Source organism: Cohnella suwonensis (genome assembly GCF_042655365.1).
Lineage (GTDB): Bacteria > Bacillota > Bacilli > Paenibacillales > Paenibacillaceae > Cohnella > Cohnella suwonensis.
This window is the reverse complement of record NZ_JBHSMH010000042.1, coordinates 1-20807: the sequence shown is the minus strand read 5'-3', so window position 1 is coordinate 20807 and position 20807 is coordinate 1. Positions and strand designations below refer to the sequence as shown.

The 20807-nt window shown below is 52.9% G+C and carries 21 protein-coding genes; 8 read left to right on the top strand and 13 right to left on the bottom strand.

The annotated features are described in order from the left end of the window. Positions 1-55 precede the first annotated feature (55 nt). Entirely contained in the window at positions 56-934 is an 879-nt protein-coding gene (locus tag ACFPPD_RS13855; RefSeq protein WP_209749671.1) for an SDR family oxidoreductase, read from the top strand. A 28-nt stretch (positions 935-962) separates the two neighbouring features. On the opposite strand, the gene ACFPPD_RS13850 is transcribed toward ACFPPD_RS13855, so the two are convergent. From ACFPPD_RS13850 to ACFPPD_RS13825, 6 genes are all read right to left on the bottom strand, one after another. Then, positions 963-2309 carry an MATE family efflux transporter gene (locus ACFPPD_RS13850; RefSeq protein WP_209749672.1) on the bottom strand — a complete coding sequence of 449 codons (1347 nt, stop codon included), beginning with the start codon at positions 2307-2309 and terminating at the stop codon, positions 963-965. Positions 2310-2417: 108 nt separating this feature from the next. Then, positions 2418-3218 carry a class I SAM-dependent methyltransferase gene (locus ACFPPD_RS13845; RefSeq protein WP_209749673.1) on the bottom strand — a complete coding sequence of 267 codons (801 nt, stop codon included), beginning with the start codon at positions 3216-3218 and terminating at the stop codon, positions 2418-2420. Between the two features lie 156 nt (positions 3219-3374). Next, positions 3375-3764, bottom strand: coding sequence for a LytTR family DNA-binding domain-containing protein (locus tag ACFPPD_RS13840; RefSeq protein ID WP_209749674.1), 390 nt, complete (start codon positions 3762-3764; stop codon positions 3375-3377). Positions 3765-3784: 20 nt separating this feature from the next. Then, the gene (locus ACFPPD_RS13835; protein ID WP_209749675.1) at positions 3785-3916 is read right to left on the bottom strand and encodes a cyclic lactone autoinducer peptide; all 132 of its coding nucleotides are present in this window, start codon (positions 3914-3916) and stop codon (positions 3785-3787) included. After that, a complete protein-coding gene (locus tag ACFPPD_RS13830; RefSeq protein ID WP_209749676.1) occupies positions 3913-4443 on the bottom strand; it encodes an accessory gene regulator ArgB-like protein in 531 nt (176 codons plus the stop codon). The genes ACFPPD_RS13835 and ACFPPD_RS13830 overlap by 4 nt, the downstream gene beginning before the upstream one ends. Next, a complete protein-coding gene (locus ACFPPD_RS13825) occupies positions 4436-5095 on the bottom strand; it encodes a hypothetical protein (RefSeq protein WP_209749677.1) in 660 nt (219 codons plus the stop codon). Before ACFPPD_RS13825 ends, ACFPPD_RS13830 begins: the two co-directional genes overlap by 8 nt. Positions 5096-6238: 1143 nt before the next feature. On the opposite strand from ACFPPD_RS13825, the gene ACFPPD_RS13820 reads away from it, so the two are divergent. From ACFPPD_RS13820 to ACFPPD_RS13810, 3 genes are all read left to right on the top strand, one after another. Beyond that, positions 6239-6892, top strand: a complete 654-nt coding sequence (locus tag ACFPPD_RS13820; RefSeq protein ID WP_209749678.1) for a sensor histidine kinase — start codon at positions 6239-6241, stop codon at positions 6890-6892. Between the two features lie 538 nt (positions 6893-7430). Continuing rightward, positions 7431-8285, top strand: coding sequence for a sensor histidine kinase (locus tag ACFPPD_RS13815; protein WP_209749679.1), 855 nt, complete (start codon positions 7431-7433; stop codon positions 8283-8285). Positions 8286-8383: 98 nt separating this feature from the next. After that, positions 8384-9985, top strand: a complete 1602-nt coding sequence (locus ACFPPD_RS13810; protein WP_209749680.1) for a glycosyl hydrolase family 18 protein — start codon at positions 8384-8386, stop codon at positions 9983-9985. Between the two features lie 78 nt (positions 9986-10063). On the opposite strand, the gene ACFPPD_RS13805 is transcribed toward ACFPPD_RS13810, so the two are convergent. Next, complete coding sequence (locus tag ACFPPD_RS13805; protein ID WP_209749681.1) at positions 10064-11959, bottom strand: PrkA family serine protein kinase; 1896 nt, start codon at positions 11957-11959, stop codon at positions 10064-10066. Positions 11960-12127: 168 nt separating this feature from the next. Here ACFPPD_RS13805 and ACFPPD_RS13800 point away from each other — a divergent pair, with 168 nt between their 5' ends. Both ACFPPD_RS13800 and ACFPPD_RS13795 read left to right on the top strand, forming a co-directional pair. Continuing rightward, positions 12128-13045 (top strand): DUF2161 domain-containing phosphodiesterase, encoded by a 918-nt coding sequence (locus ACFPPD_RS13800; RefSeq protein ID WP_209749682.1) that lies wholly within the window; start codon positions 12128-12130, stop codon positions 13043-13045. Beyond that, positions 13045-13353 (top strand): Rieske (2Fe-2S) protein, encoded by a 309-nt coding sequence (locus ACFPPD_RS13795; protein WP_209749683.1) that lies wholly within the window; start codon positions 13045-13047, stop codon positions 13351-13353. Before ACFPPD_RS13800 ends, ACFPPD_RS13795 begins: the two co-directional genes overlap by 1 nt. Here ACFPPD_RS13795 and ACFPPD_RS13790 read toward each other — a convergent pair. Further along, positions 13350-14471, bottom strand: coding sequence for an aminotransferase class I/II-fold pyridoxal phosphate-dependent enzyme (locus tag ACFPPD_RS13790; RefSeq protein ID WP_378082516.1), 1122 nt, complete (start codon positions 14469-14471; stop codon positions 13350-13352). The genes ACFPPD_RS13795 and ACFPPD_RS13790 overlap by 4 nt on opposite strands. Positions 14472-14611: 140 nt before the next feature. On the opposite strand from ACFPPD_RS13790, the gene ACFPPD_RS13785 reads away from it, so the two are divergent. Continuing rightward, complete coding sequence (locus tag ACFPPD_RS13785; protein ID WP_209749693.1) at positions 14612-14764, top strand: hypothetical protein; 153 nt, start codon at positions 14612-14614, stop codon at positions 14762-14764. Positions 14765-14852: 88 nt separating this feature from the next. On the opposite strand, the gene ACFPPD_RS13780 is transcribed toward ACFPPD_RS13785, so the two are convergent. The 3 genes from ACFPPD_RS13780 to serC all read right to left on the bottom strand — a co-directional run bounded on the left by ACFPPD_RS13780 (position 14853) and on the right by serC (position 16965). After that, positions 14853-15095, bottom strand: a complete 243-nt coding sequence (locus tag ACFPPD_RS13780) for an AbrB/MazE/SpoVT family DNA-binding domain-containing protein (protein WP_115992011.1) — start codon at positions 15093-15095, stop codon at positions 14853-14855. A 198-nt stretch (positions 15096-15293) separates the two neighbouring features. Continuing rightward, positions 15294-15758: a tRNA (uridine(34)/cytosine(34)/5-carboxymethylaminomethyluridine(34)-2'-O)-methyltransferase TrmL gene (trmL, locus tag ACFPPD_RS13775; RefSeq protein WP_209749685.1), complete on the bottom strand. Its 465-nt coding sequence runs from the start codon at positions 15756-15758 to the stop codon at positions 15294-15296. A gap of 118 nt (positions 15759-15876) precedes the next feature. Next, positions 15877-16965, bottom strand: coding sequence for a 3-phosphoserine/phosphohydroxythreonine transaminase (serC, locus tag ACFPPD_RS13770; RefSeq protein ID WP_209749686.1), 1089 nt, complete (start codon positions 16963-16965; stop codon positions 15877-15879). Between the two features lie 149 nt (positions 16966-17114). On the opposite strand from serC, the gene thpR reads away from it, so the two are divergent. After that, positions 17115-17720: an RNA 2',3'-cyclic phosphodiesterase gene (gene thpR / locus ACFPPD_RS13765; protein WP_209749687.1), complete on the top strand. Its 606-nt coding sequence runs from the start codon at positions 17115-17117 to the stop codon at positions 17718-17720. Between the two features lie 115 nt (positions 17721-17835). On the opposite strand, the gene glnA is transcribed toward thpR, so the two are convergent. Beyond that, on the bottom strand, positions 17836-19260 hold the full coding sequence (gene glnA / locus ACFPPD_RS13760) for a type I glutamate--ammonia ligase (RefSeq protein ID WP_209749688.1): 1425 nt from the start codon (positions 19258-19260) through the stop codon (positions 17836-17838). A gap of 274 nt (positions 19261-19534) precedes the next feature. Continuing rightward, on the bottom strand, positions 19535-20596 hold the full coding sequence (gene aroF / locus ACFPPD_RS13755; protein WP_209749689.1) for a 3-deoxy-7-phosphoheptulonate synthase: 1062 nt from the start codon (positions 20594-20596) through the stop codon (positions 19535-19537). Positions 20597-20807: the final 211 nt, after the last annotated feature.

Below are 20807 nucleotides of genomic sequence, written 5' to 3'. Positions count from 1 at the left end.
AAGTCGACCGTAATTGGTTATCCTTATGAGGGAAACGAAAGGAGCGATTCAACCGATGTGCAATACCCCTGAACAACCGCAGCGCCCGACCTCCTTCCCTCCCCAGCACCAGAATCGGATGCCCGGCATCGAGCAGGCGATGACGCCGCTGCCCGAAGCCGAGTCGCCGATCTATAAGCCCGCCGGCAAGCTGTCCGGTAAGGTTGCCATCGTCACGGGCGGAGACAGCGGCATCGGACGAGCGGTATCGATCGCCTTCGCCAAGGAAGGCGCGGACGTCGCCGTCGTCTACCTGAACGAAGACGCGGACGCCGAGGAGACGAAGAAACAAATCGAAGCCGAGGGCAGGCGTTGCCTGCTGTTACGCGGGGACGTCGGCATGCCGGAATTTTGCAAGCATGCCGTTGCCCAGACGGTATCCGTTCTCGGCCGACTCGATACCGTCGTGAACAACGCCGCCGAGCAGCATCCGCAGGACAAGCTCGAACAAATTACGCCGCAACAACTCGAACGTACGTTCCGCACGAACGTGTTCGGCATGTTCTTCTTGACTCAAGCCGCTATGCCCCATCTGACAGCCGGGGCGACGGTCATCAATACGACTTCCGTCACCGCTTACCAGGGAAGCCCGACGCTGCTCGACTATTCCGCGACCAAAGGCGCGCAAGTCGCCTTCACCCGTTCGTTCTCGGCGAACGTCATCGGACAAGGCATTCGGGTGAACGCCGTCGCGCCCGGACCGATCTGGACGCCGCTCATTCCGTCGACGTTCGACGCGCAGAAGGTCGCCTCGTTCGGCTCGGATACGCCGATGAAGAGGGCAGGACAACCCGACGAGGTCGCGCCTGCTTACGTCTTCCTGGCCAGCGAAGATTCGTCTTACATGGCCGGACAAGTGCTACATGTAAACGGCGGCGAGATCGTCAACGGCTGAATCGCCGCGACGGCCTCGCCGCCCGATATTAAGCGTGAGCTACTTTTAGTTGGACGGACGTAAAGTCCGTCCGGTAATAGCGCACCATAACGGCCGTGCCCAGCGCGACCAGGAAAGAATAGAGCGCGAGCCATGCGCCGATGCTGCCCCAATCGAACACGATGACGAACAAGTAGGTCAGCGGCACGAACATGAAAATACTGAGCACGAACGACGACTTCATCAGGAACGTCGTGTCCCCGATGCCTCTTAGGCCGCCCGCGTAGAAATTATAGAACCCATCGAAGATTTGCAAGTATGCGGACACCCGGATGAGATGGGCCGCCAGCTCGTAGACGCCCGGATCGTTGCTGTACAGCTTCGCGATCGGCACCGACCAGATAATCTCCGCCGTTCCGAGCAAGATCAAGAAGATCGAACCGAGCACCGCAGCGTTCGTCCCGGCCGCCTTGGCGAGCTTCGGCCGGCGCTGCCCGAGCTCCTGGCCGACGAGAATCGTGGCGGTCGAACCGAACGCGAACGCCGGCATGAAGCCGAACGACATGATGCTGAGCGCCACCTCGTTGGCCGCGGCGGCCATATCCCCGAGCGTCAGGACGAAGATCGTAAAGATGTACATGGAGATGCTCATGGAAAACTCTTGAAGACCGAGCTTGCCGCTTTCCCTGGAAATGAGCTTCAGCTCCAGCCAATCCGGCTTCGGTATCGTTCTCGTCCGATACCGCTTGTGCATCGGACCCCAGAACACGATCATGCAGACGAGCAATTGCACCGCCTCGCCGATCAGCAGCGCGTAACCCGCTCCGATGACGCCCAAATCGGGCAAGCCCCAATGTCCGTAAGTGAGACCATAGGTTAGGCCCACCATCAGCACGTTCACCACGATCGATACGATCATCGATGTTCGGGTATCGCCCACGCCGCGGAAAAATCCGTGGAACACGAAGCTGATAATGCCGAACGCCATCGCGTAGAACCGAAGCTCCAAGTACTCCCTGCCCGTCGAGACGAGATCCTCCGAGCCGCCGGTCAACGCCAACACCCGTTCGCTAGCCAGCCAACCGGCGACCGTAATGACGACCGCTACGCCCAGACTGACGAGCAAGGCGAGATACATGCGCTGCATGCCCTTGCGCATCTCCTTCGCGCCAAAATTCTGCGCGACGAGATAGTTGACCGAATGACCGATGCCGGAGAAAATCGCGAATACGTTGTACATGATAATATTCGATACGCCGACGACGGCGATGACGACGAAGCCGAGATCGCCGACGAGAATCAGATTGATCGTACCCGTAAGCGTCTGAGTCGCGAAAGCGAATAACGATGGAAGAGCCAGCAGCAAGATGCCCTGCCAGCTTCTAAGTAATTTCATGCTGTCTAACCGTCCCCGCTGTCTAAGATGTCCCCATTCTGACGGAGTAGACGGCTCAAGTCAATGAACGATTAAAGCCTATTTTTTATTCGATTGTGCGGTTATCGTTCAGCCTTTGATCGCGTAGATCCGGATTCGGCGGTAGTCGGCGGTCCAACGTCCGGCCGCGTAGAGACCTCTCTCCGGCCGCTTCAACTCGGAGACGGCGGAGTCCATCCATCTGTCCGCATCCGCCTCATCCGCGTTCGGAAACATCGCTTCTCCGAACATCCGGAGCCAATCTTTCATCCCTTCTTCCCCGTTCTCGAGCGGGGTCGGACGATCGAACAGCACCGCTTGCCGAACTTCCACCCCCTGTTTCTCGAGCATCGCGCCGTATTGCCCGATCGTCGGGAAGAACCATGGCATGACGAATGTGTCTCCCCGTCCTTCCTCCGCAAGCGATTCCTTCACTGCCTCGACGATGTTCGCGACGTTGCCGTATCCGCCGAACTCGGCGACTAACCGGCCGCCTCCTCTCAGTCCGCTCGTCATGCTCGCGATTGCCCCTTCCGCGTCCTTCATCCAATGCAGCGCCGCGTTGCTGAACACCGCATCGTACTCGAAGTCCGGTTTCCACTTCGATCCGTCCGCGCATTCGAACTTCAGATGCGGGAACTTGGCTCGAGCCCGATCGACCATTTCCGGGGAAATATCGACGCCGTGCGTTATCGCTCCCGATTCCGCGATCTTGGCCGACAAATCCCCCGTTCCGCAGCCGAAATCGACGATGCGTTCCCCCTCGAGCGGATTCAACCATTGGACGACATCTTCCCCGTACTGGGATACGAACCCCATCGATCGGTCGTATCCGCTTGCTTCCCAGTGCACTTTTTGGCTCGGCGTATCTCCATTGAACGAGTTTGCCATTGTCGATTCCCCCTTGGTCGATCCGTTAACCAAGTTATACCACGGTCACATAAATAGATGAAATATATAGAAACTATTTCACTTATAGTTATTGACTATTATCCGAAAAATAAAAAACCAAACCTCGGCGGCTTGGCGGTCTCGTTTCGTCTTGTGTCAGCCCTTCCAAAACAGTGCGGTCTTCGGCACGGATTTGTAGGATGCGGCGTCTTCTTTGACCAGATGCTCGACTTTGCTCAAGTTGGCCTCCGATACGGTGGCGAATCTGCTATCCTTCGTCACTGGATGCTCAAAGTATACCTTGCGTGCCTTCGGATCAAATGACTTCACGTGATTCATGTTGACGACGTTCGTTCTGTCCAGACGTTCAAAGCCTAAATCCTTAAACAAGATGAGCAATTCGTCCAATGTCGTGGGATAGAAGTACATGCCGTCCTTCGTGTAGAACTCCGGACCGTCCGCCGTAGGTTTAATCGCGATCAGATCTTCGACATTAACTTCGCACGGATTCCCGTCTCGATCCAGTAAGCGCATTTTTTCAGACATGATTTCATCCCCCATTCACTTCAAGAAGTTTTCTGCTTTAATTCCGAAGGAATTTCCGGACGGTATACTGCCCACCAACAAGCCGTGCTAACGAAAACAACAGCAGCCATTGCCAGCAACTTCGAGATAAATGCGACCGCTTTTCTTTTCATTTAACGCTCACCTCCTTGAAAGTGATGAGTGTTACGGATTGAATAATAAATGCCAAAGTAATAATTGAATTGTCCGGAATGAATATATTAATTATGACTAAGAGTGCCGACAAGATTTTAAAAATCGGGAAATACTTTTCAGACACTCTAATGTGGTCTTTGATATTCGACGGTGCAAATATTAATACCAATGATAAACTTATTAAATTTAGTATTATCAATGAACTCATATTAGTTGGAACGAATGGAATTGCTACGAAAACAAATGACGAAAAGAGGAGACAAGACAGCGGTGTTTTAAAGTGATATCCACCCGATACAAAACGCAATATCATAAAACTAAATGCAGCAAGTAATGTTTCGAGTAGTTGTCCTAAACACAACCCAACAAATAATGCAGTTGTAATAGTTAATATATTGTGAATTAGTCCGAATAAAGCAAATTTCATAATTTCAATGCTTGCTGTTTCTTCCGGATTCGCTTCTTTAAGTTTTACAGCAATTTTGTTTGCTATCGCGTCAATCAACCGACTCATCCCTTTTTAAAGATAAATAAAATAGGACGAAAAGGGTAATAAGTAATATTGCTGCAATAGGTAAATACGGCGGGTTGGGACTTTCTAAAATTACGATATTTGAAAAAACAGTAATAACTAGGGCCAAAAATATGTATCCAATAAACCCTTTATTTTTTCCAGTAAACGAGTTTTTTGAAAATCTACTACGAGCTTCGATAAAGCTAAAACCCCCTTTGAAATAATAATTGAGACTACATATGAGTAGCACGAGTAAACAAGACGAAACTTGTAGTATAAAAGCAGTATTTGTTTCGGCCTTTAATTCGCCTGCTATCAATCCAACATGCGTAAACGCTGCGATAAGACAAGTTTGAACTAATCCATAAACAATGTAGCTTGTAAATACCATAATTATTGAATTAATTATATTTACCTTCAACACTACTTGTATGTATATCAATAAGATAATGATCTGTATTACTGGTGAGATTGTACTTAAATCTGCATTTATAAACGAATAAGAAACAAATGACAACAATAATGAAATTAAAACTATTTTTACAATATTTTCCTTAAGCGGAAACCTAAACTGCACTAAAATAAAAACAAACGACGAAAAATACTCGAGAGAAGAAAAGAAAACAAATTTTAATAGATTCATCGTTGTTGTGCTCCTCTATCTCCAAAGACCTAGTTTCTTCAATATTATATTAACATATTCGATATTAAAACGTATTCATGATTATTAGAACTATTTCCTGTTCACACTTAAATAATCTAGATTTACTATTTTTAAAGTGAATTTTCAATATATTAATGATATAAAAGAAGTAATACTAGTTGGCGGACATAGGAGCGATACCATGCGTATGCATGAATATAGTTGTCTTGGTCGCTCAACCTCAAATCTTTATCATTTAAACTTTTTGTTTTTAAGACCGGCAACCTCAATAAATAATAAACATAGTAGCGTTATTATGTATTATTAATTCTATATTATACAGATACGGATACAGATACAGGTATTTTTGCCCTAATTTTCCCACTTCAAATAATATTAAGTAATTACCTTTATGAATATCCTAGGAGAGATTCAGAAGATATGCTAGAGTTCATATATTTCCTTAAACTCGATCTCCTAGTAGCCCAGCCTCAGACCTTTATTAATTTGCTTTTTGCTTTTTCCTTTTTGGAACCCCAACCTCCGAATATGTTCAAAAGGATATTGTTAATTACATTTATTCATTCCATTTACACGGACATTTTAATTTTAATACTCCCAATGCCTCTTCATTTTGCAAACACGATTATTGCGGCAGCACTGCTTCTTCACTTCGTATTCAGAGACATATCCATCAAAAGAAAGCTGATGCTACTATTTCTCTGTTATGGGGTTGGAATCGTATCCGATATCATATCCAGTTCTTTGGTGATTTATATGACCGGAAATGCGAATCACTCTGAAATCATAAGAGAAGATTTATTTGAGATAATAAAAGTCGTTTATCCTCAATTACTACTCATTTCTGCTATATCGTGGTTTATTCGAAATAAAAATGCTTTTTTCGCGAAGCGTCTGTTCACACTAATACAGAACGACAACCGGAAACGGTTATTGAGAATTATCTTTTTGATATGTATTCAATTTTTCATGCTTGGGGTATTACAACTGCTTCATGCAACTAATGAAAATGACAATCACATATTATTTAGCTCACTCGTCTTTTCGACCATTTTCGTAAGTCTCCTCGCTCTCGTTTCAATAATTCGGTTACTTGTCCGTACTAGCGAGCAGGCAGTGCGGATGACTCAGGAGGTGTACGTCGAGGAAATCAACGATATGTTCACGTCAATTCGCGGGCAGCGACACGATTTTCTGAACCATGTTCAGGTCATCCATACAATGGCGCAGATGGGCAAGTTCGAACAACTTAAGTCGTATTCCGCCGAACTCGTAAAGGAGACCCACGACGTAAGCGAAATCGTGCATCATACTTCACCGGCTCTTGCGGCATTCATCCGGGCGAAGATTACGGTATCCATTGGCAAAGGAATTGCGTTTACTTATGATCTTCCGACAGATTGGAACCCCCAAGAAACAATCGTTAAGTCGATAGACATCGTCAAAATCATCGGAAATCTCGTTGATAACGCATTCGACGAAAGTATGACGCTTTCTCCTGAACAACGCAAAGTACATGCCTCTATCGTCCTTAACAAAATAGAGAGTATAATTGAGATCACCGTTACGAACAAGGGCCGCTTTCTCGATTCAAAAGAATTAGAGCGCATTTTTCTGCCTGGTTACACGACCAAGGGAGAAGGACACTCGGGACTCGGTTTAGCCGTCGTTCTTGAAAGAGTCAAACATTATAAAGGCACGTTGGATATGAAATCTGATAATCTACTCGGAATGACAACGTTTTCCATCTCAATCCCCGTAATTCTGCATGGCTAAGCAGACCCAATAACAATACAAAGGGCGATACATCATGGAAAGCTTTTATCAATTTCTGAAACTTGATATATTTATATCTATTCCCCAGACATTCGTTCTGTGGGTATTTTGTTTTTCATTTATAAAACCTAAACCCAATAAACTATTTAAGAGAATTGCTCTTTTTACTATTTTGCATTCCGTGTATACGGACTCATTTATATATTTCATACCTGTCAAATTTCATCTATTGAACTCCGTCGTCATGTCTTTGATTTTAGTCAGCCTCATTTTCAAAGAATTTTCCGTTAAAAAACGGCTTTTATTATTGCTTTTCGTTTTTTTGGTCGCCATTATTCTAGATGTGATCTCAACCCTTTTGGCTGTATATTTACTCCATCTTACTTCGCGTGAAGAAATGTTCGATACCCATTTAATCTCAATGATGGGCATCTATTACCCCGAATTCATTTTGCTATTAGTTGCATCTTGGTTCATAAATAAAGCCGGATATTCCTCACTCAAAAACACTTTGTCAAGCCTATTGAGCGGTGAAAAGATGGCATTCGCCAATGTTATCGTATTGATTAGCTTGCAGTTCGTATTGCTTGGAACGCTTCAGGTATTTCAAATAACTACTGAAAAATTCGATACAGCCCTTATTGCAGTCCTCATCTACATCCTCATCCTCGTCAGTCTACTCGCCCTCGTCTCTATCGTTCGGTTGCTCGTCCGCACGAGAGAGCAGGCGGCGCGGATGACGCAAGAATTGTATGTGGAAGAGATCAACGACATGTTCACGTCGATACGCGGACAGAGGCACGACTTCCTGAACCACGTTCAGGTTATCCATACGATGGCGCAAATGGGCAAGCTCGAGCAGCTCAAAAATTACTCCGCCGAACTCGTGAAAGAAACGCGAAGCGTAAGCGAGATCGCGAATCATTCTTCTCCCGCGCTCGCCGCGTTCGCGCAGGCGAAGACGACCGTCGCGATCGGCAAGGGGATCGCGTTCTCATGCGAGTTGCCGGATCAATGGAACGTCCAAGAGACGACCGTTAAAGTCATCGACATTATCAAGATTATCGGCAATCTCGTGGACAACGCGTTCGACGAGTCGATCCATCTGCCATCCGAACGACGCCGCGTGCATGCCTCCATTCGGATTGACACGAACAATCTGATCGAGCTTGCCGTATCGAACGAAGGACGCGTTATAACCGCGGCCGAGAAGGAACGGATTTTCGCTCCCGGTTTCACGACCAAGGGCGAAGGCCACTCCGGTCTAGGGCTTGCCATCGTTAACGAACGCGTCAAACATTATAATGGCGAGCTGCAGCTCCTCACGGAAACCGCCGAGAACGGCCATGGCACGACAATGTTCCGCATTCTTATCCCCAAAATCGCAGGGTAAATCCCCCTTCGTTTCCACTATTATTGCCTTTACCCCAATCGTTCCTCTCCCGGAAAATAGAGTTGAGCTACTAGAATCGACTTCCGGGAGAGATGGACATGAAACGTTACTTACCGAGACTCGGCTTCGTTATTCTATTAATTCTCGCCGCTTTTATCTTATTTCCGATGCAAGACGGTCTAGCGGATAACGACATCAGGGTCACTTACGACGGAGACGCCGTCCGATTCGCCAATGCCCCGATCTCGCTAAACGGCGTTACATACGTCGAGACAAGACCTCTGATGCAGGCGATAGGGCTGTCGATCAGCTGGCTCGACGCGCGCAAAGTCAGATTTTATAAGATCGGCTTGACAGTCGACATGGCCATCGGCAGCAAGACCGCTTACGTGAACGGCAACGCGCGCACGTTGGCCGCCACTCCCGTGCTTCAAGGCTCGAAGCTTTTCCTGCCCGTGCGGCCGTTCGCTTCCTTGCTGCAATTTAATCTGCTATGGGACGCCGATGCGCGCTTGATCGCGCTCGTCTCCGCAACCGGCGGGGGTCAAGCCCCGTCTCCGAAGTCTACGGAGCCTGCGGCGCCTTCTAAACCTGCAGAATCTTCGAAGCCCACCTCCTCTTACAAGATCATCGGTTATTATCCGGCCTGGGCGCTCTATCAGGAATACGACGTCGCCAAGCTGGCGACGTCCGGAATCACGCATATCAACTACGCCTTCGCGAACATCGCAGACGGACGAATCGCGCTGGGAGACCCCGACGCGGACAAGACGAACTTCGCCGCCCTCCGTAAGCTGAAGCAGGCGAATCCGAAGCTCAAGACGCTCATCAGCGTCGGCGGATGGACATGGTCCGGGCGCTTCTCTGACGCCGCCGCGTCTATCTACTCTCGTAATCTATTCGCCGACAGCGCCGTGCAATTCATTCGCCAGAACGGTTTCGACGGCGTCGACCTCGATTGGGAGTATCCGGTGTCCGGCGGCTTACCCGGCAACAAGACCCGTCCTGAAGACAAGAAAAACTTCACGCTGTTGCTTCAGGCGATTAGAGACAAGCTGGACGCGGCCGGAGCCAAGGACGGGAAAACGTATTTGCTGACGATTGCCGCGGGTGCTTCCCAAGCGAACGCGAATCAACTGGAAGTCGGCAACATCGCCGGCATCGTCGATTGGATCAGTCTCATGACTTACGACTACCACGGGGACTGGGAGAGCAGAAGCAACCATAACGCGCCGCTTTACGCGGATCCCGCGGACCCGGTCAGCGCCAAGAACAACGCCGATTATACGGTAAAAGCCTATATCAAAGCGGGAGCCCCGGCGAGCAAGCTCGTTCTGGGCATTCCTTTCTACGGTCGCAGTTGGACGGGTTGCGGCACGGACAATCTCGCGATGTACCAAGATTGCGCCGGCGTCGCCAAAGGCGTTCTCGCGGACGGCGTGCACGAATACGGTAACCTCGTCGGCAAAGGCTGGACGGCCGGCAACGGCTTCGTTCGTTACTGGAACGACAGCTCGAAGACGCCTTGGCTGTATAGCGCGGCTAACGGCGGAACCTTCATTTCCTACGAGGATCCCGAATCGATCGGATACAAAGCCGGCTATATCAAGAGCAAAGGATTGGCCGGGGCCATGATCTGGGAAATGAGCCAAGATTACGGGCATACCTTATCGGACAAGCTGACGAAAGCCTTGAAGTAAACCAAGTCGGCCAACGCATAGAGACCCGATCCGTAGGCGATCCAGCCTGCGAATTCGGGTCTCTTCTTATGCCGTCCGTTAACGGTTCAACAAGCTGCCGACGTAGCGAAGCAGCTCGTTCGCGCAATTGGGGCAGTAGTGATGCTCGTCGATCAGCCGTTTCGTCACTTCGTTGATGCGCTTCAATTGGCTTTCGTCCGGCGTCTTCGTGGACGTCGTGATTTTCACGATGTCCTTCAGGTCGGTGAACAGCTTCTTCTCGATCGCCTCGCGCAAGCGGTCGTGCATGCTGTAATCGAATTTTTTCCCTTTGCGGGAATACGCGGATATCCGAATCAGTATTTCTTCCCGGAACGCCTTCTTCGCGTTCTCCGATATGCCGATCTGCTCCTCGATGGAACGCATCAGCCTCTCGTCCGGATCCATCTCCTCGCCGGTCAGCGGGTCTTTGATTTTCGACCAATTGCAATACGCCTCGATATTGTCGAGATAGTTCTCGAACAACGTGCGCGCGGATTCTTCGAACGAATAGACGAACGCCTTCTGGATTTCTTTCTTCGCCAGGTTATCGTATTCTTTGCGCGCGACGGAAATAAAATTCAAATACTTCTCCCGCTCCTCGCGCGTAATCGACGGATGTTGGTCGAGACCGTCTTTCAGCGCCCTCAGCACGTCGAGCGCGTTAATGCATGGAAGATCGTGTTTGATGAGCGCGCTCGATATCCGGTTGATGACGTAACGGGGATCGATACCCGACATGCCCTCTTCGACGAATTCGTTCTGCATCTCTTTCAGATCGGCTTCCTTGTAGCCCTCTACCTCTTCCCCGTCGTACATCCGCATCTTCTTGACGAGGTCCATGCCTTGCTTCTTCGATTCCTTCAACCGGGTAAGTATGGAGAAAATAGCGGCGGCCCGCAGCGCGTGCGGCGCGATATGCACGTGGCTCATGTCGGATTGCCCGATCAGCTTCGTGTAGATCTTCTCTTCGGCGGACACTTTCAGGTTGTACGGGATCGGCATGACGATCATCCGCGACTGGAGCGCTTCGTTTTTCTTGTTCGAGATGAACGCCTTGTACTCCGATTCGTTCGTATGCGCGACGATCATCTCGTCGGCCGAGATCAACGCGAACCTTCCCGCCTTGAAGTTCCCCTCCTGCGTCAGCGACAACAAATTCCACAGAAACTTCTCGTCGCATTTCAGCATCTCCTGGAATTCCATCAGCCCCCGGTTCGCCTTGTTCAACTCCCCGTCGAAGCGGTAAGCGCGCGGGTCAGACTCTGAGCCGTATTCGGTAATCGTCGAGAAGTCGATGCTCCCCGTCAAATCCGCGATATCCTGCGATTTGGGATCCGAAGGGCTGAACGTGCCGATGCCGACCCGGTTTTTCTCCGATATGAGCACCCGCTCGATCGGAACCCGCTCGATTTCCCCGTCGAATTCGGTACGCAGGCGCATCTGGCAGGACGGGCACAAGTCGCCTTCGATGCGCACGCCGAGCTCCTGCTGCACCTCTTGCCGGAGCTCCCCGGGAATGAGATGGAGCGGATCCTCCTGCATCGGGCAGCCCTTGATCGCGTAAACCGCTCCCCTCTCCGACCGCGAAAACTGTTCCAGACCCTTCTTCAACATCGTGACGATCGTCGACTTGCCTCCGGATACCGGCCCCATCAGCAGCAGGATCCGTTTGCGAACGTCGAGCCTTCGCGCGGCCGAGTGGAAATACTCTTCGACGAGCTTCTCGATCGTCTGGTCCAACCCGAAAATCTCCGAGTTGAAAAACGTATATTTTTTACTCCCTCCCCGCTCCTCCACGCCATGGGACACGATCATATCGTAAACCCGGGCATGAGCGGTCATCGCCGGAGCGTTATCGCGGCGAAGTAGATCGATGTAATCCCGAAACGTCCCCGACCAGCTAAGTTTCTCGCTCTCGGCCCGAAATTCCGAGATCCGGCTGAAGATGTCCATGCCGCTTCCTCCTCGCGTCTTTCTCTAATGCGTCGACGTAATACATTCTTATGCGGACGATCGGACGAATTTGACCTAACATTCTCCGGACGGGCCGTCAATCGAAAAGGAACGTTATGCTATAATGGCGGTAACGAGCAATGCGCCGACCGCAAGGAGGAATGACGATTGGCCGTCCAGAACGAAACCGAGCTGTATCCCCCGGTCAAAAGGTTCTTCGAGGAACGCGGCTTCGAAGTCAAAGCAGAAGTCCGCGGTTGCGATCTCGTCGCTTTCCGCGCGGATCTTCCGGACCCGGTCATCGTCGAGATGAAGAAAACGTTCACGCTTCCGTTGCTGCTCCAAGGCGTCGACCGGCAGAAGACCGGCGCCGACGTTTGGCTGGCCGTCGAGCGCAACCGAACGAAGAAAGGCGCCCATAACCAGCGCTTCGGCGAAATTACCGCCCTCTGCCGCAGGCTGCAACTCGGCTTCTTGACGGTTACGTTTTACAAAACGAAGAAACCGGTCATCGACGTGTGGTGCGAGCCCCCGGGCAAGAGTAGCCCGGCCGGCAAGAGCCCGGTCGCATCCGCCGTCGCGACCCCGCTCCAGGTCGTCGCGGAAGCGCCCGCGGCGTACGCGCCCAACCAGCCCGCCCGTCGCTCCAAAGCCAAAGCCGAGAAGCTGCGCAAGGAGTTCCACGCCCGTAGCGGAGACTACAACGTCGGAGGCAGCACGAAGCGCAAGCTGATGACCGCCTACAGGGAGAAGTCGATCCAGTGCGCGCTCGCCCTGCAATGCCATGGCCCTTCCGCGCCGCGGCACGTGAGGGACCGGACGAATTGTCCGACGGCGGCCGCTTTGCTTCGGGACAATTATTACGGCTGGTTCGTCCACCTCGCCAAAGGTTCGTACGGCATCTCCGCCGCAGGGCAAGCCGCGTTGGCCGAATACGCCGAGATTACGCGCCTCTGGGCGAACCGGTTCCCGTGGGCGACGGAATATGCCTTGACGTTGCCGCCCTCCGGCGATGAGAGCGAGCCGACTATATCGACGGTTACCGCCGGCGACGAATCTACCGCGGAAGGCGAGGGAATCGCCTAATGAGGGAAGAACGCTACGATCTTGGAGCAGCCGACGATTACGAATCTTTCCCCGCCGAAGTAACGATCGATCATACGCCGTATTGGCTTGTCCGCGTCCCCGGGGAAGGCTATCGCCTGCTCATGGCCGTCTGCCCCCACGCCGGGGGAGACATCCGCCCGATGAACGGCATGCTGATCTGCCCCCTTCACTTCTGGACGTTCGACGCCGCCGAAGGCGCGTGCTTGAACGTCCAGGGCGAACGGCTCATGAGGCGAAGCGTCGAAGAACGGGACGGCCGGCTGTACGCGACCGGCGGCGACTTCTAGCTTCTCGACCAGCGTCCCGTGAATTCTTCCATGCTTTCGGCGAGCCTTGCCAAGCCTTGCTTCATCTGGCGTTCGTCCGAGAAGGCGAACGTCAGCCGAATCGTGTTCGCTCGAGCGTCTTTCACGTAATAAGGAGCGCCGGGTTGGAAGATCAACCCTTTTAACCATGCGGATTTAAGCAGCGCTTCGCCGTCCAGTCCATGCGGCAACGTCACCCACAGATGCAACCCTCCGCGAGGCTCGAGCCAAGACATGTCGGGTATGCGCTTACGCGACAGCAGGTCCGTCATCCGCTTCATCCGTTCCCCGCATTGCACGCGCAGCATTTCGAGCAAAGGCTCGAGCGGTTGTTCGTCGATCAGCCGGGACAAAGCCCGCATCTCCAATGCGTTAGAGCGCGGTTCCGCCGTGGATGCCGAAGCGTTGACCGCCGATTTTCCCCAACGGTCCGTCTGGCCCGCGATCCATCCGATGCGTAATCCCGCGACGAGCCCCGGAGGAAGCTGGCCGATCGACAAGACGCCGGGATCGGGTCTTCTCGTCTGTCGTACCGCCTCCGGTTCGTAGAGAAGCATCTCCTGCCTATCGTCCGTCACGAGCAGCACGCCGGCTTCCGAGCACCTCGCTTGGCAGGCCGCGCGCTGCTCCGGCCTCCACGACGTTCCTTCGGGGTCCGTGCAAGCCGGCGCGACATACACCATTTTGGGCCGATGCCGGAACAACGCCGTCGTTAAGGCTTCGGGGTCCATGCCCCGCCGATCCCCCGTGACCGCCTCCGTCTTTAATCCCGCTTTGCGGAAGATTTGCAAAGCCGACCTCGACGTCAATTTCTCCGTCAGCACCGTATCTCCCGGCCGAAGAAGCTGCTCCGCGATCCACGCGAGCGCGCCGTCCGCCCCCTGCGTCACTTTCACCAGACCGCCGTTGCCGCCCGTCCGTCCCTTCAACACGCCTTGCGCGAGCTGCATCCGAAGCTTCTCCCCGTAAGGCTCGGATTTTCGTTCGAACGCGCCGAGCCGTTCCGTGGCGGCGATCGCGGCCGCGGCCTCCACGCGCTCTTCCCAATCGGCCGCCGACATCAAGCCATCCTTGGGCCATCCGCCCATCCAGTTGATCATCGAACTCAAGGCTCTCCCCTCCCTTGAAGATCTCGGCCTTGGTTCATTTATATGACCGCCGTCAGATTGTCACAACATTTTGCGTTTTCTTTTTTCCGGGCGTTGGTTATAATAAGGATAGTCAAGCGGAGGTGTGGAAAATGTTTCTCGCAGAAGCGGCTCAGGATGCAGCGGAGCAACTCAAACTGTTCGGAATGTCCAACAAGTTCTGGATCGTTATTCTCGTTCTCGTTCTATTTGTCGTCGCCATCTTGACGTCATCTTATAACGAAGATAAGACCAAAGGACTTTAATAGCTCGGAGCGGACGGACGCCGTCCTCCATGATCCGACGACAAAGAAGCCGTCCCCATCGGGGACGGCTTCTTTGTGCCGGTTATGTTTACAGTCCGTGCATGTCCTTGACGCAAGAAGCGCATACGTAACGCTCCTTGAACTCTCCGACGCCTTCCATCGAAGAACAGAACACGCAACGAGGCCGATAACGTTCCAGAATAATATGGTCTCCTTGGACCAGAATTTCAACCGGGTCGCCTTCGTTCATTTGATATCGTTTACGCAACGATTTCGGAAGGACGATGCGGCCCAATTGGTCCACTTTACGAACTACGCCTGCAGGTTTCAATGCTGTACCTCCATTCATACGCTATTCTAGCTAGTAGTGATCTCTCGAAACCTTTTAGCCACTCTATATCGTTCTATAACAAATGTCCAAAACCCTTCTCGGATTTGGATTTGCTTAAAATCGTGCAACATTATGGCGAAAATTCTCGAAGAAAATTGAATTTTGTCGATTAGAAATCGCTTTTTTGGTTCTATCGTCTCACTCTAGCGGAAAATCGTTCTGCCTAAGCGCCTCGAACACGACGATCGCCGCCGAATTCGCGAGATTCAGCGAGCGCACTTTGTCCGTCATCGGAATGCGCATGCCCGTCTCCTCGTTGGCGTCGAGCAGTTCCTGAGGCAATCCTTTCGTCTCCCGGCCGAACACGAAATAATCGCCGTCGCGAAACGAGAAGTCCGAATAACGCTTCGATACGCGCGTGCTCGCGAAGAAGAATCTGGCGTCCCCGCCTGCCGCCGCCCGCACTTCCTCGAACGAGTCGTAATACGTAATGTTAACCGCGTACCAGTAATCCAAGCCCGCTCTCTTCAGCGTCTTGTCGTCCGTGTCGAAGCCGAGCGGACGAACGAGATGCAGATGGGTGCCCGTCGCGGCGCACGTTCTGGCGATATTGCCCGTATTCGCGGGAATCTCCGGATTCACGAGCACGATATGGAAAGGCATAATTCCGTCCTCCTTCGGTAAAAATCGAAGAAATAGCGGCGAAAAAAGTCCGCTATTTCTTCGACGTCGGCCATGGGATGGCCCGTATGAAGTTTGTCGCCTGCGACGACGTCTTCCATTAACCGTTGCGGCGTTGGAAATCGGCCATGAAAGCCACTAGCGCTTGGACGCTCTCCAGGGGAACCGCGTTATAGATCGATGCGCGCAAGCCGCCGACGCTGCGATGGCCTTTCAGGCCGCTGAAGCCGAGCGTTTCGGATTCCTTGACGAACGCGCCTTCGAGGTCTTTGTTCCCAAGCGTGAACGTGACGTTCATGATCGAACGGCTGCCTTTGTCCGCGAATCCGTTGTAGAAGCCGTTGCTTCCGTCGATCGCCGCGTACAGCAGCTCCGCTTTCTCGCGGTTGCGGGCTTCCATGCCTGCCGCGCCGCCGTTTTCCTTGACCCACTTCAGCACTTCGCCGACCATGTAGATCGCGAAGGACGGAGGCGTGTTGTACAGCGAATCGTTCTTCGCGTGCGTATCGTAGCGAAGCATCGTCGCCACCGTAATCGAGGGCTTCGCGATCAGGTCCTCGCGGACGATGACGATCGTCACGCCCGACGGACCAAGGTTCTTCTGAGCGCCCGCATATATGAGAGCGAACTTCGACACGTCGATAGGACGGCATAGAATATCGCTCGACAAATCGGCGACGAGCGGCACGATTCCCGTATCCGGGTATTCCGCCCACTGCGTGCCTTCGATCGTTTCGTTCGACGTAATATGCAAGTAAGCCGCGTCGGACGGGTATTCCAATTCGCCGATGGCGGGAATGCGCTTATAAGCGTCCGCTTCCGAGGAAGCCGCGATCGCCGTCTCTCCGAACAGCTTCGCTTCTTGGATCGCTTTCGTCGCCCAGCTGCCAGTCGCCACGAAAGACGCCGTCTTGCCAGGGGGCAGCAGGTTCATCGGAACCATCGCGAATTGCGTGCTCGCGCCGCCTTGGACGAACAGCACTTTGTAGCCTTCCGGAATGGACATGAGCTCCCGGAGCAAAGCTTCCGTTTCGAAATGCACCTTCTCGTAGATCGCTCCGCGATGGGACATTTCCATCAGGGACATGCCGCTGTTCTCGAATTCGACGAATTTCTGTTGGGCTCGTTCCAGTACTTCCAGGGGAAGTGCCGCCGGACCGGGGTTGAAGTTATAAGCGCGGTTAGCCATCTTGTTCCCACCTTATCTAGAATCATATATGTTGTTCAACTTGCATTGTTAGTGCTTATCATAACAAAGCTTTACTCCAAAGGGCAACCATCAACTCCACTCCAAATGGAGAAAATATCGCTAAATTCCGAACGAAAGCGGTGCCATCTATGAATAATTTTCGTCTTTTTCTCGGCATGCGACTTCCCGACGGACCGACGGAAGCACTCGTCGCCGCCATGAACGCGCTCGACGCCGCCGGTATTCGCTTCCGCAAATGGATGCATCCGCAAGACCTTCACGTCACGCTGCATTTCCTCGGCGATACGCCGGAATCCCGCGTGCCGGAGCTTGCCGCCTTGACCGCCGCAGCTGCGGCGGCCGCGGCGCCGTTCACGCTCGCGCTGGCGGGACCGGGCACGTTCGGCCCGTCCGCCGCGCCGCGCGTGCTATGGTGCGGCCTGTCCGAGCCCTCCGGGGCTCCGGCCGGCGACGCCCCTATGGCGCTCGCCGCGCTATACGCGGCGCTGGGCTCGCGCCTGAAGGCCTCCGGCTTCGCTACGGAGGCCAGACCCTATCGCGCGCACGTGACGCTCGCTCGCGACGCGGCCGCCGGCTTCGATCCGGCGGCGCTCGGCGCGGCGTGGCGGTCAGCCCTCCCCGCCGAGCCGAACAACTGGCCGGCGTCCGAGGTGACGCTCTTCCGAACGCACCTTGGCCGCCGGCCCAGTTATGAACCGATCGGCGCCTTCCCGCTCGGCGCCCGCTTATTGTAGAGGTTGTTCATAAAGCCCGATTTTGATCACGAAGTGAATCAAGATGCCTATTCGACATCGAATCTTGAACGCGAAAAAAGCTCCCCGAAGGGAGCTTATCATTCGAATCGACCGATTAGCAGTCGAAGTAGAGGCCGTACTCGTAAGGGTGGATACGGATCGCAACCGATTTCGCTTCGGAACGTTTCACGGAAACGTAGTTCTCGATGAACTCTTTCGTGAATACGCCGCCTTCGGTCAAGAACTCGTTGTCGGCTTCGAGAGCGTCAAGCGCTTCGTCCAGGTTGCCCGGTACGCTGCGGATTTCTTTCTTTTGCTCGTCGGAAAGCTCGTAGATGTTCGTGTCGAAAGGACCGTAGCCCAATGCGGATGGATCGATTTTGCGTTTGATGCCGTCCAGACCTGCCATCAGCATAGCCGCGAAAGCAAGGTAAGGGTTAGCCGTGGAGTCCGGCGTACGGAACTCGATGCGGCAGCCTTTAGGCGTAACCGCTGCAACCGGGATACGAACGGCTGCGGAACGGTTTCCTTTGGAGTAAACCAGGTTAACCGGCGCTTCGTAACCAGGAACCAGACGTTTGAACGAGTTCGTGGACGGGTTCGTCAACGCGATCAAAGCCGGTGCATGGTGCAGGATACCGCCGATGTAGTGCAGAGCCATCTCGCTCAGGTTAGCGTAGCCGCCTTTTTCATAGAACAGCGGGTTGCCTTCGTTGAAGATGGATTGGTGAACGTGCATGCCGCTACCGTTGTCTCCGAAGAGAGGCTTCGGCATGAACGTTGCGACTTTGCCGTATTGGCGAGCAACGTTGTGCACGATGTATTTATATTTCATGAGGTTGTCAGCTGTCGTCGTAAGCGTGTCGAAACGGAAGTTGATTTCCGCTTGGCCGGCAGTCGCCACTTCGTGGTGGTGACGCTCTACGCGCAGGCCGGATTCTTGCATCAAGCGAACCATTTCGCTGCGGATGTCTTGCTGGGAGTCAACGGGAGCAACCGGAACGTATCCGCCTTTGACGCCGACTTTGAAACCAAGGTTGCCGCCTTCTTCTTTTCGGTTCGTGTTCCAAGCCGCTTCTTCGGAGTCTACGAAGAAGGAAGAAGAGTTCATCGTGGATTCGTAACGAACGTCGTCGAAAATAAAGAATTCGGATTCAGGCGCGAAGAATGCCGTCGTGCCGACTCCGGAAGATTGAAGGTACTCTTCCGCTTTGTGAGCGATCGAACGCGGGTCGCGCTCATAACGTTGGCCGTCCGGCGTATGGATGTTACAGATGACGATCAGCGTAGCGTGAGCAGTGAAAGGATCGACGTATACGGAATTCGTATCCGGCATCATAACCATATCGGATTCTTCGATGCCACGGAAACCGTGAATCGAGGAACCGTCGAATGCTACCCCGTTAACGAAAGTTTCCGCTTCGACTTCGGTAGCAGGCAGTGTAATGTGATGTCCGCGACCCAGAAGGTCGACAAAACGGAAATCGACGAACTCGATATTCTTTTCCTTGATCAAATCCAAAACTTGCTGAGCTGACATTGTATTTCCTCCCCATTTCCGAACATTAAGTGTGTGAAACCGATCAATTGTTCAAGTTTTCACCGAACTTATGAAATTATTATAAAACTACCTATTAGGAGCGTCAATACTTATGTAAGGTATTTTTTGAGGCTATGTGAGCATTGCTCACAACTTCATTAAATGTTCATAATTCGTCTTTAACCCTATTGCGATAGGCTTTTCGGGACGCAAAAACAACGTAGCGACCGCTCACGGGGATAAGCGTTCGTTACGTTGTTTTTGAATCGCACTTTTACTTCTGCCAGGTCGCGAAAGCCTCTGCCGGCGCCTTTTTCGTGTCGAATTTCTTGCCGAGCAACGGAGCTAACTGCTCCAATTCCTTGAGCAGATTCGCGAACTGGTCCGGGAACAACGATTGAACGCCGTCTCCCGTCGCCGAATTGTCGGGGTCGGTGTGCATCTCGATTATCAAGCCGTTCGCGCCTGCGGCGACGGAAGCTTTCGTCATCGTTTCCACCAACTCCCTGCGGCCCGTCGCGTGGCTAGGGTCCGCGATGACCGGCAAGTGCGATAGCTGCTGAATCACGGGGATCGCAGCCAAGTCGAACGTATTGCGGGTATAGGTTTCGAACGTGCGGATTCCACGTTCGCATAACATCACGTTAGGATTGCCGCCCGCGAGGATGTACTCCGCCGCGTTCAGCCATTCGTCGTAAGTCGAGCTGAACCCGCGCTTGAGAAGAACCGGGTTCTGGATCGTGCCCAGCTTGCGCAGCAAATCGAAGTTCTGCATGTTGCGCGTGCCGACTTGCATGATGTCCGCGTATTCCGCGCACACGTCCACGAATTCGGGAGCCATCACTTCCGTGATCGTCAGAAGGCCGTATTTCTCGCCGGCGTCCTTCATCCACTTCAGTCCTTCGATGCCGATGCCCTGGAAGCTGTAGGGACCGGTACGAGGCTTGAACGCGCCGCCGCGAAGCACTTGGCCTCCGGCCGCTTTGACAAGACGCGCGATCTCGTCGATCTGCTCCGGCGTTTCCACCGCGCAAGGTCCGCCCATGACGATAAGGTCGTCTCCGCCGATCTTGACGCCTTTCACTTCGATGATCGTGTTGTCCGGATGGAAGTCGCGGCTGGCCAGCTTGTAGGACTTGGAAATCTTGATGACGTTCTCGACGCCTTTCATGGAACGTATATGCTCAGCGAGCGAAGGCTCGGCTTTGCCGATGATTCCGATAACGGTGCGGTCGGTGCCGCGGGATACGTGCGCTTGCACGCCCGTGTTCTCGATATGGCGGACGATTTCCGCGATGCGCTCTTCGGCGATATGAGGGGAAGTAATGACGATCATTCGGTTCACGCTCCTAGTCGTTTAACGCGTATACGCTTCAACGCTTATACGCTTTTAAGCACTAAAGCAAATATATAGGATGATGCCTTTTCTGTCAACCCCGATTCTCCGGGGTAGAGTAGAGAACTGAAATTTCATTGGAGGGCGGAAGCCCTCCTTTTACTTTCCCAGCTCCCCCTTCATCAAACCGGACGTGAGGTTTTCCCTCATC

Coding starts and splice junctions, on each gene's coding strand:
- ACFPPD_RS13835 (WP_209749675.1), bottom strand. CDS start 3,916: ATGAAAAGAAAAGCGGTCGCATTTATCTCGAAGTTGCTGGCAATGGCT.
- ACFPPD_RS13840 (WP_209749674.1), bottom strand. CDS start 3,764: ATGTCTGAAAAAATGCGCTTACTGGATCGAGACGGGAATCCGTGCGAA.
- ACFPPD_RS13785 (WP_209749693.1), top strand. CDS start 14,612: ATGTTTCTCGCAGAAGCGGCTCAGGATGCAGCGGAGCAACTCAAACTG.
- ACFPPD_RS13825 (WP_209749677.1), bottom strand. CDS start 5,095: ATGAATCTATTAAAATTTGTTTTCTTTTCTTCTCTCGAGTATTTTTCG.
- serC (WP_209749686.1), bottom strand. CDS start 16,965: ATGGCTAACCGCGCTTATAACTTCAACCCCGGTCCGGCGGCACTTCCC.
- ACFPPD_RS13845 (WP_209749673.1), bottom strand. CDS start 3,218: ATGGCAAACTCGTTCAATGGAGATACGCCGAGCCAAAAAGTGCACTGG.
- glnA (WP_209749688.1), bottom strand. CDS start 19,260: ATGTCAGCTCAGCAAGTTTTGGATTTGATCAAGGAAAAGAATATCGAG.
- ACFPPD_RS13855 (WP_209749671.1), top strand. CDS start 56: ATGTGCAATACCCCTGAACAACCGCAGCGCCCGACCTCCTTCCCTCCC.
- ACFPPD_RS13810 (WP_209749680.1), top strand. CDS start 8,384: ATGAAACGTTACTTACCGAGACTCGGCTTCGTTATTCTATTAATTCTC.
- aroF (WP_209749689.1), bottom strand. CDS start 20,596: ATGATCGTCATTACTTCCCCTCATATCGCCGAAGAGCGCATCGCGGAA.
- ACFPPD_RS13795 (WP_209749683.1), top strand. CDS start 13,045: ATGAGGGAAGAACGCTACGATCTTGGAGCAGCCGACGATTACGAATCT.
- trmL (WP_209749685.1), bottom strand. CDS start 15,758: ATGCCTTTCCATATCGTGCTCGTGAATCCGGAGATTCCCGCGAATACG.
- ACFPPD_RS13815 (WP_209749679.1), top strand. CDS start 7,431: ATGGCATTCGCCAATGTTATCGTATTGATTAGCTTGCAGTTCGTATTG.
- ACFPPD_RS13805 (WP_209749681.1), bottom strand. CDS start 11,959: ATGGACATCTTCAGCCGGATCTCGGAATTTCGGGCCGAGAGCGAGAAA.
- thpR (WP_209749687.1), top strand. CDS start 17,115: ATGAATAATTTTCGTCTTTTTCTCGGCATGCGACTTCCCGACGGACCG.
- ACFPPD_RS13850 (WP_209749672.1), bottom strand. CDS start 2,309: ATGAAATTACTTAGAAGCTGGCAGGGCATCTTGCTGCTGGCTCTTCCA.
- ACFPPD_RS13790 (WP_378082516.1), bottom strand. CDS start 14,471: ATGATCAACTGGATGGGCGGATGGCCCAAGGATGGCTTGATGTCGGCG.
- ACFPPD_RS13820 (WP_209749678.1), top strand. CDS start 6,239: ATGACTCAGGAGGTGTACGTCGAGGAAATCAACGATATGTTCACGTCA.